We start from the raw sequence: 15,886 nt of genomic DNA on the forward strand, positions 1-15,886 counted from the left end.
GCGACTGTAACTCCCTGATCGATGATCGATCAAAGGGTGCAGGGGTAAAACCTCGCCAGAACGCGAAAGTCGGCACAAGGTGCCAGGGAAATCACCCCAAAGCGACCCGAAAACGAAGGGGAGGGGCACCCAGTGCCCCTCCCGCGTTCCTCCTCGTCCCGCAGGTCACGCGCGCGGGGCGCACCCCAGGACATGGGTCTTCACGATCTCCGCGATGGCCGGGTCCCGGCGCCGGAACGCGGCGACGATCTCCTCGTGCTCCTCCGCGTACGACTGCTGCACGGTGCCCAGCCAGCGGATGGACAGCGCGGTGAAGACCTCGATGCCGAGCCCCTCCCAGGTGTGCAGCAGCACCGAGTTGTTCGCGGCGCGCACCAGCTCCCGGTGGAACCCCACCGTGTGCCGCACCTGCCCGGTCCCGTCCGCCTCCTGGTCGGCCCGGTAGAGGGCCGCCACGTGCGGCTCCAGGGCCGAGCAGTCCTCGGCCAGGCGCTCGGCCGCCAGCTCGGCCGCGATGGCCTCCAGGCCGGCCCGCACCGGATAGCTCTCCTCCAGATCGGCCGCCGACAGGTTCCGCACCCGTACGCCCTTGTTCGGCGCCGACTCGATCAGGCGCAGCGACTCCAGCTCCCGCAGCGCCTCCCGCACGGGCGTCTGGCTGACCTCCAGCTCGGTCGCGATGCGCCGCTCCACGATCCGTTCGCCCGGCTTCCAGCGGCCGCTCACGATCCCCTCCACGATGTGCTCGCGGATCTGTTCGCGCAGCGAGTGGACGACGGGCGTGGTCATTGTGGGCTCCTCCGGGAGGCCAAGGACATCGACCACTAGACAATACGGCCGCGCCCCAGGCCAGGAAGGGCGCGAGGGCTTCCGCCGCAGGTGATGCGCGTTACGTGGCACGGTTTGCCACCGATGTGCCGGACGTCGAGGGCCCTGCCGGACGCCCCCCGAAACGGGCCAACTCCGGCGCCCACAAGCCCCGTTGGGCCCCGAACCGGCATCGATCGGCACGCCCGCGCCCGGGCCCTCCCCGGGGCCGCCGGTGGACGCCCGGTGACCACAGGCTGAGACACCGTCGGCCCCGGCGTCCGGGCAGCACGGAGCCCCCGCCCGGAGGTCGGTCTCCGGACGGGGGCTCCGTCGTGCTTCTCAGGCGCTCCCGAGGTCCCGCAGGGCGCTCCTGAGGGTCCTACAGGCCCAGCTCGGCGGTGAACTCGCCCGCCTCGAGGAGCTGCTTGACCGTCGTCAGGTAGCGGGCCGCGTCGGCGCCGTCCACCAGACGGTGGTCGTAGGAGAGCGTCACGTACGTCATGTCGCGCACGGCGATCGTGTCACCGAGCTCCGGGTCGGAGATGACGACCGGACGCTTGACCGTGGCACCGATGCCCAGGATGGCGACCTGGTTCGGCGGGACGATGACCGTGTCGAACAGCGCACCGCGCGACCCCGTGTTGGAGATCGTGAAGGTGGCGCCGGCCAGGTCGTCCGGAGCGATCTTGTTCGTACGGACCTTGTTCGCCAGCTCGGCGGTCCGCTTCGCGATCCCCGCGATGTTCAGGTCACCCGCGCCCTTGATGACCGGGGTCATCAGGCCCTTCTCCGAGTCGACGGCGATGCCGACGTTCTCCGAGTCGAAGTAGGTGATCGTGCCCTCGTCGTAGTTCAGGCGGGCGTTGATGACCGGGTGGGCCTTCAGCGCCTGGACGGCGGCCTTGACGAAGAACGGCATCGGGGAGAGCTTGACGCCCTCGCGGGCGGCGAAGCCGTCCTTGGCCCGGTTGCGGAGCTTCATCAGCTTGGTGATGTCGACCTCGATGACCGAGGACAGCTGCGCCTGCTCGTGCAGCGCCTTGGTCATGTTGTCGGCGATCGCCTTGCGGATGCGCGGCAGCTTGACCGTCTGGCCACGCAGCGGGGAGACCTCCAGGGCGGGGGCCTTCGGCGCGGCGGCGGCCGGGGCGGCAGCGGCCGGAGCGGCGGCCTTGGCGGCCTCCGCGGCGGCGATGACGTCCTGCTTGCGGATGCGGCCACCGACGCCGGTGCCCTTGACGGTGGACAGGTCCACGCCGTTCTCCGACGCGAGCTTGCGCACCAGCGGGGTCACGTAGGCGCCGTCGTCCACGGGGGACACGGCGGTCGGCGCGGCCGGAGCCGGGGTGACCGGCGCGGGGGCCGGGGCCGGAGCCGGAGCAGCCGGGGCGGCGGGCGCGGCCGGAGCAGCCGGAGCCGCGGGGGCGGCCGGAGCCGGAGCCGGAGCGGCGGGAGCGGCCGGGGCAGCCGGAGAGGCGGCCGGGGCAGCGGGCGCGGCCGGGGCGGCAGCGGCCGGAGCGGCACCCGCGGCACCGATCACGGCGAGCTTGGCGCCGACCTCGGCGGTCTCGTCCTCGGCGACGGCGATCTCCAGGAGAACACCGGCGACGGGCGAGGGGATCTCGGTGTCGACCTTGTCGGTCGAGACCTCGAGCAGCGGCTCGTCCTCGGCGACCTCGTCACCGACGGCCTTCAGCCAGCGGGTGACGGTGCCCTCGGTGACCGACTCGCCCAGCGCGGGCAGCACGACGTCGGTGCCGGAGGCGGCGCCGGCCGGAGCGGCCGGAGCGGCGGCGGGAGCCTCGGGAGCCGGGGCCGGAGCGGCCTCGGCAGCCGGGGCGGCCGGGGCCGGAGCCTCGGCGGCGGCCGGAGCCGGAGCGGCAGCGGGCGCGCCCGTGCCGTCGTCGATGACGGCCAGCTCGGCGCCGACCTCGACCGTCTCGTCCTCGGCAACCTTGATGGAGGCCAGGATGCCGGCGGCCGGCGAGGGGATCTCGGTGTCCACCTTGTCGGTCGAGACCTCGAGCAGCGGCTCGTCGACCTCGACGCGCTCGCCCTCGGCCTTCAGCCAGCGGGTGACAGTGCCCTCGGTGACGCTCTCACCGAGCGCCGGAAGGGATACGGAAACCGCCATGGTTTCTGTTGCTCCTTACGAATGTGCAATGCGCGGCAACGCAGTGCGGAAGTCTGTGGGGTCGGTCGTCGCGCCCATGCGACAGTGCGACAGGCGGGAACGAGGTCAGTCGTGCGAGTGCAGCGGCTTGCCCGCGAGGGCCAGGTGGGCCTCGCCGAGCGCCTCGTTCTGGGTCGGGTGGGCGTGGATGAGCTGGGCGACCTCGGCCGGCAGCGCTTCCCAGTTGTAGATCAGCTGGGCCTCACCGACCTGCTCGCCCATCCGGTCGCCGACCATGTGGACGCCGACCACGGCACCGTCCTTGACCTGGACGAGCTTGATCTCGCCCGCGGTCTTCAGGATCTTGGACTTGCCGTTGCCCGCCAGGTTGTACTTCAGAGCGACGACCTTGTCCGCGCCGTAGATCTCCTTGGCCTTGGCCTCGGTGATACCGACGGAGGCGACCTCCGGGTGGCAGTACGTCACGCGCGGCACACCGTCGTAGTCGATCGGGACGGTCTTGATGCCGGCCAGACGCTCCGCCACCAGGATGCCCTCGGCGAAGCCGACGTGCGCGAGCTGGAGGGTCGGGACGAGGTCACCGACGGCCGAGATGGTCGGCACGTTGGTCTGCATGTACTCGTCGACCAGGACGTAGCCGCGGTCCATCGCGACGCCCTGCTCCTCGTAGCCGAGGCCGGACGAGACGGGGCCACGACCGATGGCGACGAGGAGGACCTCGGCGTCGAAGGTCTTGCCGTCGGCGAGGGTCACGCGGACGCCGTCCTGCGTGTACTCGGCCTTCTCGAAGAAGGTGCCGAGGTTGAACTTGATGCCGCGCTTGCGGAACGCGCGCTCAAGAAGCTTCGAGCTGTTCTCGTCCTCGACCGGGACCAGGTGCTTGAGGCCCTCGACGACCGTGACGTCGGTGCCGAAGGACTTCCACGCCGAGGCGAACTCGACGCCGATGACGCCGCCGCCCAGGATGATCGCGGACTGCGGGACGCGGTCCAGGGTCAGCGCGTGGTCCGAGGAGATGATCCGGTTGCCGTCGATCTCCAGGCCCGGCAGCGACTTCGGCACGGAGCCCGTCGCGAGCAGCACGTGGCGGCCCTGGATGCGCTGGCCGTTGACGTCGACCGACGTCGGGGAGGACAGCCGGCCCTCGCCCTCGATGTACGTGACCTTGCGGGAGGCGATCAGCCCCTGCAGGCCCTTGTACAGGCCCGAGATGACCTCGTCCTTGTACTTCTGGACGGCGGGCATGTCGATGCCCTCGAAGGTCGCCTTCACGCCGAACTGCTCGGACTCGCGCGCCTGGTCGGCGATCTCACCGGCGTGCAGCAGTGCCTTGGTGGGGATGCAGCCGACGTGCAGGCAGGTGCCGCCGACCTTGTTCTTCTCGATCAGGGCGACGTCGAGACCCAGCTGCGCTCCGCGCAGGGCCGCGGCGTAGCCGCCACTGCCACCGCCGAGGATCACTAGGTCGAAAACGGTGCTGGCGTCGTTCGCCACGTCACGTCCTCCATGCATGTGCGCCGTACGCCGGTCTCGCGTGACCGGGCGGCGGCTGGTGTCCGGCCGCTCTTTGCTTCGGCCCTCGGGTGGGGGCCCTGTCCTGCCGGCACCCATCCTCGCACTTGTCGAAGGAGTGCGGGACGTCGGGCCGGGGTCTGAGACGGCGGTTACACCCGAATCGACCGTGCGGGCCTCGGAGGAACCTACGGATTTCGTCGAAAGCGAACGGCCCCGGGCGCAGTGCACCCGGGGCCGAACACGTCGATCACCTGCGAAGGAGCCGGACTCAGCCGAGGTCGCCGGCCGCCGTGCGCTCCGCGAGGCGGACCAGGGTGCGCACCGCGGAACCCGTGCCGCCCTTCGGCGTGTAACCGAACGGGGCGGCCTCGTTGAAGGCCGGGCCCGCGATGTCGAGGTGGGCCCACGTGATGCCCTCGCCGACGAACTCCTGGAGGAACAGACCGGCGACGAGACCGCCGCCCATCCGCTCGCCCATGTTGGCGATGTCGGCGGTGGAGGACTCCATGCCCTTCTTCAGGTCGGCCGGCAGCGGCATCGGCCAGGCCGGCTCGCCCGTCTCCTCGGCGACCTCGTGGATCGACGTACGGAAAGCGTCGTCGTTGGCCATGATGCCGAACGTGCGGTTGCCGAGCGCCAGCATCATGGCGCCGGTCAGCGTCGCCACGTCGACGATCGCGTCCGGGTTCTCCTCGGAGGCCTTGGCGATCGCGTCGGCCAGGACCAGACGGCCCTCGGCGTCCGTGTTCAGGACCTCGACGGTCTTGCCCGAGTACATGCGCAGCACGTCGCCCGGGCGGGTGGCGGAGCCCGACGGCATGTTCTCGGCGAGGGCCAGCCAGCCCGTCACGTTGACGTCGAGCTTGAGGCGGGCGGCCGTGACGACGGCGGCGAACACGGCGGCGGCGCCGGCCATGTCGCACTTCATCGTCTCGTTGTGCCCGGCCGGCTTCAGGGAGATGCCGCCCGAGTCGTACGTGATGCCCTTGCCGACGAACGCGAGGTGCTTGTCCGCCTTGGAGCTCGTGTACGACAGCTTCACCAGGCGCGGCGTCGCGGCGGAACCGGCGCCGACGCCGAGGATGCCGCCGTAGCCGCCCTTGACGAGCGCCTTCTCGTCGAGCACCTGCACCTTGATGCCGTGCTCCTTGGCCGCGGCCTGCGCGACGGCGGCGAAGGACTCCGGGTTCAGGTCGTTCGGCGGGGTGTTGACGAGGTCGCGGGCGCGGTTGAGCTCCTCGCCCAGCGCGACGGCGCGCTCGACCGCGGCCTTGAACGCCTTGTCGCGCGGCTTGCCGCCGAGGATCGCGACCTCGGCGAGCGGCGCCTTGCCGTTCTTCTTCGCGTCCTTGGCGGACTGCTTGTAGGCGTCGAAGGAGTACGCGCCGAGGAGCGCGCCCTCCGCGATCGCACCGGCGTCCTCGGCGTCCTCGACGGGGAGGGCGAACGCGGCCTTCTTCGAACCGGCCAGGGCGCGGGCCGCGACACCGGCGGCACGCCGCAGGGTCTCGGCGGCGAAGACGTCGTCCTTCTCGGGCAGGGCACCGAGACCGACCGCCAGCACGACCGGAGCCTTGACGCCGGACGGCGCGGGGAGCTTGGTCACCTCGCCCTCGGCGCCGGCGGCGCCCAGGGTCTCCAGGACGGAAGCGAGCTTTCCGTCGAACGCCTGGTCCACGGCTTCGGCGCCCGGCGCGACGACCGGGCCCTTGTCGCCCTTCGCGACACCGACGACGAGCGCGTCGGCGCGGAGGCCGGTGGCCGTAGCGGTGCTGAGAGTCAGAGCAGTCACGGTGGTGAGGTCCCTCTTTCGTTGTCGGGGTCGGGTGGCCCGAACGCGAGCCTACGCCGGTGTCTCACCATGTGACCCGCGGAGGGTGCGCTTACAGCGCAAGTGCTATCAGAGCGGCCGTCGCGGCGACCTCCGCGAGCGCCCCGAAAACGTCCCCGGTCACCCCGCCGAACCGCCGCACGCACCGGCGCAGCAGCAACTCCGCCGCACCGCACCCCAGGACGACGGAGACCGCCCCCGGCAACGAGACGCCGGCCGTCACCCCGACCACGACCAGGCCCGCCACCAGGGCGGCCCGGGGCCCGACCGTGCCCGCGACCGCCGCGCCGAGCCCCTCGGGGCGGGCCGGCGGGACCCCGGCGCGGGAGGCGAGGGTGAGCGCGAGGCGGGCCGTCACCGCGGCGACGGCCGCCGCGATCGCGCCCCGCGCCCAGGACTCGCCGTACAGCTGGGCCAGGACGGCCACCTGGGCGAACAGCACGAGCACGAGGGTGACGACGCCGAACGGGCCGATGTCCGACTGCTTCATGATGCGCAGCGCGTCCTCGGCGGGCTTCCCGCTGCCGAGTCCGTCGGCGACGTCCGCGAGCCCGTCCAGGTGCAGCCCCCGGGTGAGCGCGGCGGGCACCGCGACGGAGGCGACCGCGGCGAGCAGCGGGCCCGCGCCGAGCAGGGTCAGCGCCCCGCCGAGCGCGGCGGCGCACAGCCCCACGACGAGACCGGCGAGCGGGGCGCACAGCATGCCCGTGCGGGCCGCGTCCCGGTCCCAGCGGGTGACGGTGACGGGCAGCACCGTGAGGGTGCCGAAGGCGAAACGTATGCCGTCGGGCAGGGAGGCGCGGGAGTTCACATCGGGCATCGGGGGAGGTTACCCGGACAGGCGACGAGGGCGGGCGGCGCCCGGGGCCCGGCGGCAGGATGGGCCCATGGGCGACTGGTGGTACCGGAACATCACGGAGCCGGGCAAACTCCCGCTGCTTCTCGCGCTGCTGTCCTTCATGGCGACGTTCCTGATCACCCGCACCATCACCCGGCTGATCCGGGCGGGCCGCGGCCCGTTCCGCAACATCACGCCGGGCGGCATGCACATCCACCACGTGGTGCCCGGGGTCGTGCTCACCGTCGTCGGCGGGTTCGGCGCGGTCGGCAGCGGCCGGCACGGGCTCGCCGCGTCCCTCTGCGCCGTCGTCTTCGGGATCGGCGCGGGCCTCGTGCTCGACGAGTTCGCCCTGATCCTGCATCTCCAGGACGTGTACTGGAGCGAGCAGGGGCGGCGCAGCGTGGAGGTCGTGGTCCTCGCGTCCGCCCTCGGTCTCCTGGTGATCGGCGGCTTCTCGCCGCTCGGTGTGAACGACATGACGGACCAGGAGCAGCACGACCGGGTCACCCTCGTGTCGACGCTGTTCATCAACTTCACGTTCGTGTTCGTCACGCTGCTCAAGGGCAAGCCCCGGCTCGCGGTCATCGGCGTGCTCGTGCCGTTCGTCGCCTGGTTCGGGGCGCTGCGCCTGGCCCGGCCCGGCTCGTACTGGGCCCGCCGCTGGTACCGGAGGCGGCCCCGCGCCCGCGCCCGGGCCGGACTGCGGGCCTATCGGCACGAGCGCCGCTGGTCCCGCTTCGACCGCGGCTTCCAGAACCTGATCGGCGGCACCCCGGACCCGGAGCGCAAGCCGCCTCCGTCCTGACGCCGCGCCAGCGCCTCCACCGCGCACAGCAGAAGCACGGCGCCGATCGCGGCGAGATGCTCCTTGCCCGCGAGGTTCGGCTTGAGCGCGCACTCGACACCCATCGCCACGACGACGCAGGCCGCCGTCCACCGGGCGCCGTAGCGCACGCACACGTACACGGCGAGCCCGACGACCGCCGCCGACGGGCCGGTGTCGACGACCTGCGCGTCCGAGGCGGGAAGGCCGAAGGGGCTGCCCGGGCCGAGCGCGACGCCGAGCCGCGCGTACAGGGTGCCGGTGAGCGTGGCCACATAGGCGATGACGAGGGTGCGGGGCCGGCCCAGGCAGATCTCCGCGACGCCGAACACCACCAGGATCTGGCCGAGCGCGCCCCACACCGGCAGGTCGAGGGCCGGGACGAACAGGGAGAGCGGGGTGCGCAGCAGGGCCCGCCACCACGGGTCGGCGGCCCGCACCGCGCCGACGTCCTGCACGAACCCGTAGCCCCAGGGCCGGTTCTGCGCGTACTGGAACGCGGCCGTCAGGCACACCGCGGCGAGCGTCATCGGGACGGCCCGCCACCGCCGTGCCGCGAGCCCGTCCCGCACGGTGCTCAGGAGCGGGCCCCATTCGCGGTGCGCCCAGCGGCGCACCGCGGTCATCAGTGGTGCTCCAGCCGCCTGCGGCGCAGCCACGAGGGCAGGCCCGGCACTTCGAGGAAGCCCTCGGCGCGGGCCGACGCGATGCCGATGCGGGGCAGGTCGGCGCTCTTCTCGAAGAGGAGGAAGCGGGGTTCCCAGATGGGCCGGTACTTGGCGTTGGCCCGGTAGAGCGATTCGATCTGCCACCACCGCGAGAAGAAGCTGAGCAGCGAGCGCCACAGGCGCAGCACCGGGCCCGCGCCGAGTCGCGAGCCACGCTCGAAGACGGAGCGGAACATCGCGAAGTTCAGTGACACCTGTGTGATCCCGATCTCCTGGGCGCGCTGCAGGAGTTCGATGACCATGAACTCCATCAGGCCGTTCTCCGCGTCCCGGTCACGGCGCATCAGATCGAGGGAGAGGCCGTTGGGCCCCCACGGCACGAACGACAGCAGCGCCCTCAACTCGCCCTCGCCGTCCGAGCATTCGAGCATCACGCACTGCCCGTCGTGCGGGTCGCCGAGCCGGCCGAGCGCCATCGAGAAGCCGCGCTCGGTGGCGCCGTCACGCCAGTCGTCCGCCCGCTTCAGGAGCTGCTCCATCTCCGCCTCGGGGATGTCCTCGTGGCGCCGGATGCGGACCGTGTAGCCGGCCCGCTTGACCCGGTTGAAGGCCTGGCGGACGGTGCGCATCGCCCGGCCCTCCAGGGTGAACTCCTTCGTCTCCACGAGGGCTTCGTCGCCGAGCTCCAGGGCGTCGAGGCCGTGCCGGGCGTAGATCGTGCCGGCCTCCTCGCTCGCGCCCATCACGGCCGGGATCCAGCCGTGCGCCCGCGCCTCGGCCAGCCAGGGCTCGATCGCGCCGGGCCATGCCTCGGGGTCGCCGATCGGGTCGCCGGAGGCGAGCGAGACACCGCTGACGACGCGGTAGGTCACGGCGGCCTTGCCGGTCGGCGACCAGATGGCGCTCTTCTCGCGGCGCAGCGCGAAGTAGCCGAGCGAGTCGCGTTCGCCGTCCTTGTCGAGCAGCGCGCGCAGCTTGGACTCGTCCTCGGGGGAGAGGGGGTCGACGGCGCGGCGGGAGCGGAACGCGGCGTAGACGACGGCGATCAGCAGGGCCGTGGACAGGATGTTGATGACGACGTTGACCCAGTTCGGGGTGGAGATCCCGGCGTAGTGCGCGTCGTTCGAGGCGACCGACAGCATGCGCAGGGTGCCGTAGCGCCAGCGCTCCAGGAACGTCGAACGGTGCTCGTCGTGGGCCTGGTTGGTGACCGTCACCAGGAACGTCGCGAAGAGCGAGGTGACCAGCAGGCCGCCGACCGCGACGACCGCCGCCAGCTTGGGGTTCGACCGGTCGCCCTTCGCGTAGAACTCGCGCCGCCCGACGATCAGCGCCGCCACGAACAGGGCGGTCAGCACGAGCGAGATCCAGTTCTGGGCGTGCCCGCGCACCTCGGGGAAGAACATCACCAGGGCGAACAGCACGAGGAACAGGCCGCTCAGTACCAGGTTGAGGATCCACGCGGCCCGCTTGCGGCGGCGCATCGTGATGGCGAGGAACGCGGCCACCAGCGCCGAGGAGAAGCCGGCCGCCAGCAGGTACGGCGTGAAGTAGTTCTCCTCGTTGTGGCGGCGCAGGTCCTGCCCGAACGAGACCCAGACCGCGCTCAGCAGGTTGATGAACGTGACGACCCGGAGATACCAGACCGTGAAGCCCGCGGCGCGGCGCGAGGCGGGTGTGCTTGTCGTGACGGCTGCTCCCATGCGGGCGAGCATATTGCGGCTTTTTGTCCAGTTCGGCCAGCGGCGCGGGGCCGTTTCCGGGCGCGATCAGCCATGACGAAGGCCGCGGAGGCGTCCGCTCGTGAGGGAGCGGGCGCCTCCGCGGCCTGTGCCGGCGTTCAGCTCTGGAGCGGCAGTTCGGGTGCCTCGGGCGCCTCGGGCTGCTCGGGCAGTTCGGCGGAGAGAGACGCGGCGGCCTGCACCAGCGGCAGAGCCAACAGCCCACCCGTGGCCCCGCCCAGCCGGACCCCCTGATCGAGCAGCGGGTCCATCGCCATCCGGTCCAGCGCCTTGGCCTGCGCCGGCTCCCCGCTGGAATGCCCCGCGAGCCACCAGTCGGGCGCCCGGAACGCGACCCGCTGCCCCACGAGCGCGGCGGCCGCCGAGACGACCCCGTCCAGAATCACGGGAGTGCGCCGCACCGCGCACTGCAACAGGAACCCGGTGGCGGCGGCCAGATCCGCCCCGCCCACCGTCGCCAGCAACTGCAACTGGTCGCCGAGGACCGGCCGCGCCCGCCGCAGGGCGTCCCGCACGGCCGCGCACTTGCGCATCCACGCCAGATCGTCGATCGGATCGCCGCCGCGCCCCGTGACGACCGACGCGTCCGTGCCGCACAGCGCCGCGATCAGCGTGGCCGCCGCCGTCGTGCCGCCCACGCTGAGGTCGCCGAGCACCACCAGATCCGTACCGGAGTCCGCCTCGTCGTCGGCGACGGCCATGCCCGCGCGGAACGCGGCCTCCGCCTCCTCCAGGGTCAGCGCGTCCTCGATGTCGATGCGCCCGGAGCCGCGCCGCACCCGGCGGTCCTCGACCCCCTTCGGCAGCTCGTCCGGCTCGCAGTCCAGGGACAGGTCGACGACCCGGACACCCACGTCGAGCCGCCGGGCGAGGACCGCCCCCGTGGACGCGCCCTCGACGAGCTCGCGCACCAGCTCCGCGGCGCTGCCCGCGGGCCGCTTCGACACGTCGAGCTCCGCGACCCCGTGGTCGCCCGCGAACACGACCACGCGCGGCCGGGCCACCGGCCGTACGGGCACGGCACCCTGGGCGGCCGACAGCCATTCGCCCAGTTCGTCGAGGCGGCCGAGAGCGCCGGGCGGCACGGCCTGCCGGGCCCTGCGCTCCTCGGCGTCACGGCGGGTCCCGCCGTCCGGGCGCTCGATCAGATCGGTGAAGTCGTCGAGATTCAGCGAGCTCATTCGCCGAACAGTACCGGCCCCGCCGAGCCCTGACGCCGGGCGGGCGACGCACCGGCTTCACAGCGTCATTGCATCGCCCTTCCTGATCCCTTACGTTCCGGTTTGTGTCGGATTGTCGTACCACGGCCCAGGTGGTGGCCGAGCGCCGCCCCGCCTACCTCAGCGAGCTCGCCCAGGGCACCGAGCGCTTCCACGAACCGCGCCGCCCCGACTGCCCCTGGTGCGGCTCCACCCGACTGCGCACCCGGCTGCGCACCACCGATCTCCTCCAGCACAAGCCCGGCAGCTTCACCGTCGACCAGTGCCGGGCCTGCGCCCACTCGTTCCAGAACCCGCGGCTGACCCCCGTGGGCCTCGACTTCTACTACCGCGACTTCTACGACGGGCTGCGCGCCGAACACGTGCGGCGCGTCCCCGGCGCCCGCGGCGACACCCGCCGGCACCGGGAGCGGGCCCGCGCCCTGGCCCGGCACATCGAACCCGAGAGCTGGCTCGACGTCGGCACCGGACGCGGGGAGTTCCCCGCCGCCGCCCGCGAGGAGCTGCCCTACACCGCGTTCGACGGGGCCGACGTCGGGGCCGGGATCGCCGAGGCGCGGCGCGAGGGGCGGGTCGACGAGGCCCACGAGGGCAGACTCCAGGAGCTCGTGCCGCGGCTCGCCGGGCGGTACGACGCGCTCAGCATGCTCCACCATCTCGAACACACCCCGGACCCGCGCGCGGAGCTGCGGGCCGCGCGGCGGGTGCTGCGGCCCGGCGGGCATCTCCTCCTCGAACTGCCCGACCCCGAGTGCCGGTACGCCCATCTCCTCGGCCGCTGGTGGGTCTCCTACTTCCAGCCGCAGCACCTGCACTTCATCCCGCTCGCCAATCTGCGGGCCGAGCTGGCGGCGCTGGGCTTCACGGTCGTGGGGGTCGACCGGCGGGCGGCGCATGTGCCGCGGGATCTCACGGCGGCCTGTGCGCTGTTTCTCGATCGGTGGTCGCCCCGGGCCGATGATCCCTGGCGGACCTCGGCGCCGACCGAGGTCCAGCGGCGGGTGCGCTCCGCTCTGACCCGGGCGAGTGTGCCGGCCCTGTTGTCGGCGCGGGTCGCCGACCGCGCCCTGGCTCCCCTGATCTCCCGGAGCCCCTACGCGAACGCGTACCGGATCATCGCCCGCCGCAACTCCGACCCGTCGCCGTGATCCGCGGCCTGGTGGGGCTTCTCGCGCAGTTCCCCGCGCCCCTGGAAGGCACACTTCGTGCGCCCCAGGGGCCCGCCGGTCGCGCCCCGCGACGGAGTCGCTGATCGGACACAGCCCCGCGCCCCTGGAAGGCACACTTCGTGCGCCCCAGGGGCCCGCCGGTCGCGCCCCGCGACGGAGTCGCAAATCGACACAGCCCCGCGCCCCTGGAAGGCATGCGGCTTCGCCGCGCATTTCCCCGACAAAGGCGCCCCGCACCTTGATCGGGGAAATGCGACCCGAAGGGTCTGCATTTCAGGGGCGCGGGGAACTGCGCGACCAGCCCCCACCGGACCCGCACCCGCCGACGAAACCCGTCAGCCCCGCAACGCAAGCGCCTGCCCCGCCACCACCAGCAGAACATGCTCGCACTCGCCCGCGAACGCCGCGTTCAGACGACCGAGCTCATCCCGGTACCGCCGCCCGGACGCGGTCGCCGGAACGATCCCGGACCCGACCTCGTTGGACACGGCCACCACCACCCGCCGAGCCGCCCGCACCGCCCCCACCAGCTCGGCCACGCGCGAGCGGAGCGCCTTCTCCCCGCCGTCCGCCCACTCCGCGTCGTCCCACGCCCCGACCTCGTCCATCGCGTAGGTCAGCCACAGCGACAGACAGTCGATCAGCAGCGGCGCGTCGTCGTCCGGGTCGGTGAGCAGCGGCACCAGATCGCAGGTCTCCGAGGTGCGCCACGAGCCGGGCCGCCGCTCCCGGTGCAGCGCGACCCGCTGCGCCCACTCCGTGTCCCCGCCCCGCGTCCCGCCCGTCGCCACGTACAGGACGTCGGGGAACGCCTCCAGGCGCCGCTCCGCCTCCACGGACTTCCCGGACCGCGCGCCGCCGAGCACCAGCGTCCGGCGCGGCACGTCCGGCACCTCCTCGTACGCGCCGACGACCAGCGTCGTCCCGTCCGGCACGGCCCGCGCCCCGGCCGCCGCGAGCCGCCGCGCCAGCTCCGCGCCCGGCGGCACGTCGTGGTCGAGGTGGACGGCGAGCACGTCCGTCGTGGGGCCGATCGCCCCGGCCGAGCGCAGCCGCGCCAGCGCGTCGGGCCGCCCGATCACATCGGCGATCACCATCTCGTACGGAGTGCGCACCGCCTCCAGGCCCGAGGGCCCGGCACCCGGCGGCAGGTACAGCAGCCGCTCGCCCTCCGGCCCCGCCACCTCGTACCCGGTGCCCGGAGCGTCCAGGGACAGGGCCCGTACGCGATGCCCGGTGAGCAGCGCCAGCTCGCGCCCGTCCGGCACCCGGCCCGGGGTCGGAAGCCCGGCCGGCACCTCGACGGCGGGCCCGTCGTGCGGATGGGAGAGCAGCACCTGCCGCACCCCGCCGAGACTGTGCCCCGCCCGGGCCGCGGCGAACGCGGCGCCCGGCGTCAGGTCGAGCAGCAGCGTGCCGTCGATCAGCAGTGCCGTCGCGGCCCGTGCGTCCGGGCCGAGCGCGGCCGCGCAGGCGGCACAGGGACAGTCGGGGCGGGGCAGCCCCTCGGGGGCGCCGGTGCCGAGCAGAGTGAGTTCCACACCAAGATCCTCCCGCGCCCCCGTGACGTACGCGCGCCCGGCTAGTCTTCCAGGGACATCGCTCGACGCACAGAGCGAGCGACGGTGACAGAACGCATCGGACATCCGGTACGCGGGAGGCTGACACATGGCGGCATGGACGTGGCGGTTCGAGAAGGCCGACGGGACCGAGGTGGCCCCGGCGGTGGAGCCCGAGGAGTTCACGACGCAGGGGGACGCCGAGTCCTGGATCGGTGAGTACTGGAAGGAGCTCGCCGAGGGCGGCGCCGACCAGGTCCGCCTCTTCGAGGACACGACCGAGATCTACGGCCCGATGAGCCTGCACGCGGAGGACGCGGCCGCGCCGCAGGACTGACCCGACCGGTGCCGGGCGCCCGCCGAGGCCGCGCCCGGCACCGCGGTTCCCGACGGACGGTCACATCTCGCCGAGCGTGACCGTCGTCTTCTTCTCGGCGCCGTCCCGCGTGTACGTCACCGAGACCTCGTCCCCGGGCTTCTCCCCGGCCAGCGCCTCCGACAGGGACTGCGTCGTCGTCACGTCCGTGTCGCCGATCCGCACGATGACGTCGCCGGGCCGGATGCCGGCCTTCTGCGCGGCGCCGCCGTCCGTCACCTCGACCACCCCGACCCCGGCCGGCCGGTACCCGTCGTCGAGGACCGAACGGCCCTTGATGCCGAGCGCCGCCCGCCCCGAGTCCGTCACCTTGCCGTCCTTGAGCACCTGGTCGGCGACGGTCGTGACCATCGAGGACGGGATCGCGAATCCGATGCCGGGTGCCGCGCTGCCGCCCAGGTCCGGGTCGGTCGCCGCGAGCGTGGGGATGCCGACGACCTGCCCGTCGAGGTTCACCAGGGCGCCGCCGCTGTTGCCGGGATTGATCGCCGCCGAGGTCTGCACCATGTTCGCGATCGTCGCGCCCGTGCCGCCGCCGGACCGGCCCTCGCTCACCGTCCGGCCGGTCGCCGACACGATGCCTTGCGTCACGCTCGACGACAGGCCGAGCGGCGAGCCCATCGCCAGCACGATCTGCCCGACGGCGACCTTCGAGGAGTCCGCGAACCGCGCCGGCTCCATCCCGTCCGGCACCTTGTCCAGCTTGATCACGGCGAGGTCCTGCTCGGGGTACGAGTAGACGAGCTTCGCCGAGAGTTCCTCGGTGCTGTTGGCCGTCGTGACCCGGAACGTCTTCTCGTCGCCCACCACATGGGCGTTCGTGACGATGTGCCCCTTGTCGTCGTAGACGACCCCGGAGCCGAGGTCCGACGAGGCCTGGATCTGCACGACCGACGGCAGGACCTGCTTGATCACCCGCATGTAGTCGTCCTGCAGGCTGTCGCCCGCCTTCTGCTGCGCGGCCGGCACGGCGGCCCGCGTCGTGGAACGCGCCGCCCCCTCGGACCCGGAGCACCCGGACAGCAGGACCCCGGCGCACAGCACACCGGACAGCGGAAGGGCGAGGCGCAGCGTGCGCGCGCGAAAGACGTTCATGCCCGGATTGTCACGTTCGTTCGAGAAGGCTCGCGCGTCCTGCACCGCCGAACGAGCCGACGCCCACCGGACGCCGGCCCTGCTCCCGGAGAAGTACTAGCCC

General features: G+C 72.8%; 13 protein-coding genes. 3 read left to right on the forward strand and 10 right to left on the reverse strand.

Annotated features, from left to right (window positions below):
• Window positions 1–165 precede the first annotated feature (165 nt).
• The 5 genes from ACZ4E1_RS01410 to cobS form a co-directional block, all read right to left on the reverse strand.
• Entirely contained in the window at window positions 166–789 is a 624-nt protein-coding gene (locus ACZ4E1_RS01410; RefSeq protein ID WP_399126928.1) for a GntR family transcriptional regulator, read from the reverse strand.
• 400 nt (window positions 790–1,189) lie between these two features.
• Complete coding sequence (sucB, locus tag ACZ4E1_RS01415) at window positions 1,190–2,944, reverse strand: 2-oxoglutarate dehydrogenase, E2 component, dihydrolipoamide succinyltransferase (RefSeq protein ID WP_467534727.1); 1,755 nt, start codon at window positions 2,942–2,944, stop codon at window positions 1,190–1,192.
• Window positions 2,945–3,049: 105 nt separating this feature from the next.
• Window positions 3,050–4,438, reverse strand: a complete 1,389-nt coding sequence (gene lpdA / locus ACZ4E1_RS01420) for a dihydrolipoyl dehydrogenase (RefSeq protein ID WP_467534729.1) — start codon at window positions 4,436–4,438, stop codon at window positions 3,050–3,052.
• Between the two features lie 289 nt (window positions 4,439–4,727).
• Window positions 4,728–6,251, reverse strand: coding sequence for a leucyl aminopeptidase (locus ACZ4E1_RS01425; protein ID WP_467534731.1), 1,524 nt, complete (start codon window positions 6,249–6,251; stop codon window positions 4,728–4,730).
• 91 nt (window positions 6,252–6,342) lie between these two features.
• Window positions 6,343–7,110: an adenosylcobinamide-GDP ribazoletransferase gene (cobS, locus tag ACZ4E1_RS01430; protein WP_467534732.1), complete on the reverse strand. Its 768-nt coding sequence runs from the start codon at window positions 7,108–7,110 to the stop codon at window positions 6,343–6,345.
• A gap of 67 nt (window positions 7,111–7,177) precedes the next feature.
• On the opposite strand from cobS, the gene ACZ4E1_RS01435 reads away from it, so the two are divergent.
• Window positions 7,178–7,936, forward strand: a complete 759-nt coding sequence (locus ACZ4E1_RS01435) for a hypothetical protein (protein WP_467534734.1) — start codon at window positions 7,178–7,180, stop codon at window positions 7,934–7,936.
• Here the strand turns inward: ACZ4E1_RS01435 and ACZ4E1_RS01440 are convergent.
• The 3 genes from ACZ4E1_RS01440 to cobT form a co-directional block, all read right to left on the reverse strand.
• Complete coding sequence (locus ACZ4E1_RS01440; RefSeq protein WP_467534736.1) at window positions 7,840–8,580, reverse strand: hypothetical protein; 741 nt, start codon at window positions 8,578–8,580, stop codon at window positions 7,840–7,842. The two genes, ACZ4E1_RS01435 and ACZ4E1_RS01440, sit on opposite strands and share 97 nt — an antisense overlap.
• Window positions 8,580–10,325 carry a phosphatidylglycerol lysyltransferase domain-containing protein gene (locus tag ACZ4E1_RS01445; protein WP_467534737.1) on the reverse strand — a complete coding sequence of 582 codons (1,746 nt, stop codon included), beginning with the start codon at window positions 10,323–10,325 and terminating at the stop codon, window positions 8,580–8,582. Before ACZ4E1_RS01445 ends, ACZ4E1_RS01440 begins: the two co-directional genes overlap by 1 nt.
• A 137-nt stretch (window positions 10,326–10,462) precedes the next feature.
• A complete protein-coding gene (cobT, locus tag ACZ4E1_RS01450) occupies window positions 10,463–11,545 on the reverse strand; it encodes a nicotinate-nucleotide--dimethylbenzimidazole phosphoribosyltransferase (RefSeq protein ID WP_467534738.1) in 1,083 nt (360 codons plus the stop codon).
• A 104-nt stretch (window positions 11,546–11,649) separates the two neighbouring features.
• Between cobT and ACZ4E1_RS01455 the strand changes: the two genes are divergently transcribed.
• Window positions 11,650–12,732: a class I SAM-dependent methyltransferase gene (locus ACZ4E1_RS01455; RefSeq protein ID WP_467534740.1), complete on the forward strand. Its 1,083-nt coding sequence runs from the start codon at window positions 11,650–11,652 to the stop codon at window positions 12,730–12,732.
• Between the two features lie 356 nt (window positions 12,733–13,088).
• Here ACZ4E1_RS01455 and ACZ4E1_RS01460 read toward each other — a convergent pair whose 3' ends face one another.
• Complete coding sequence (locus tag ACZ4E1_RS01460) at window positions 13,089–14,294, reverse strand: bifunctional adenosylcobinamide kinase/adenosylcobinamide-phosphate guanylyltransferase (protein ID WP_467534742.1); 1,206 nt, start codon at window positions 14,292–14,294, stop codon at window positions 13,089–13,091.
• A 127-nt stretch (window positions 14,295–14,421) separates the two neighbouring features.
• Here ACZ4E1_RS01460 and ACZ4E1_RS01465 point away from each other — a divergent pair, with 127 nt between their 5' ends.
• Window positions 14,422–14,649 (forward strand): hypothetical protein, encoded by a 228-nt coding sequence (locus ACZ4E1_RS01465; RefSeq protein ID WP_467534743.1) that lies wholly within the window; start codon window positions 14,422–14,424, stop codon window positions 14,647–14,649.
• Window positions 14,650–14,709: 60 nt separating this feature from the next.
• Here ACZ4E1_RS01465 and ACZ4E1_RS01470 read toward each other — a convergent pair whose 3' ends face one another.
• On the reverse strand, window positions 14,710–15,783 hold the full coding sequence (locus tag ACZ4E1_RS01470) for a S1C family serine protease (RefSeq protein ID WP_467534745.1): 1,074 nt from the start codon (window positions 15,781–15,783) through the stop codon (window positions 14,710–14,712).
• Window positions 15,784–15,886: the final 103 nt, after the last annotated feature.

This window comes from Streptomyces sp. NPDC025806 (assembly GCF_055558275.1).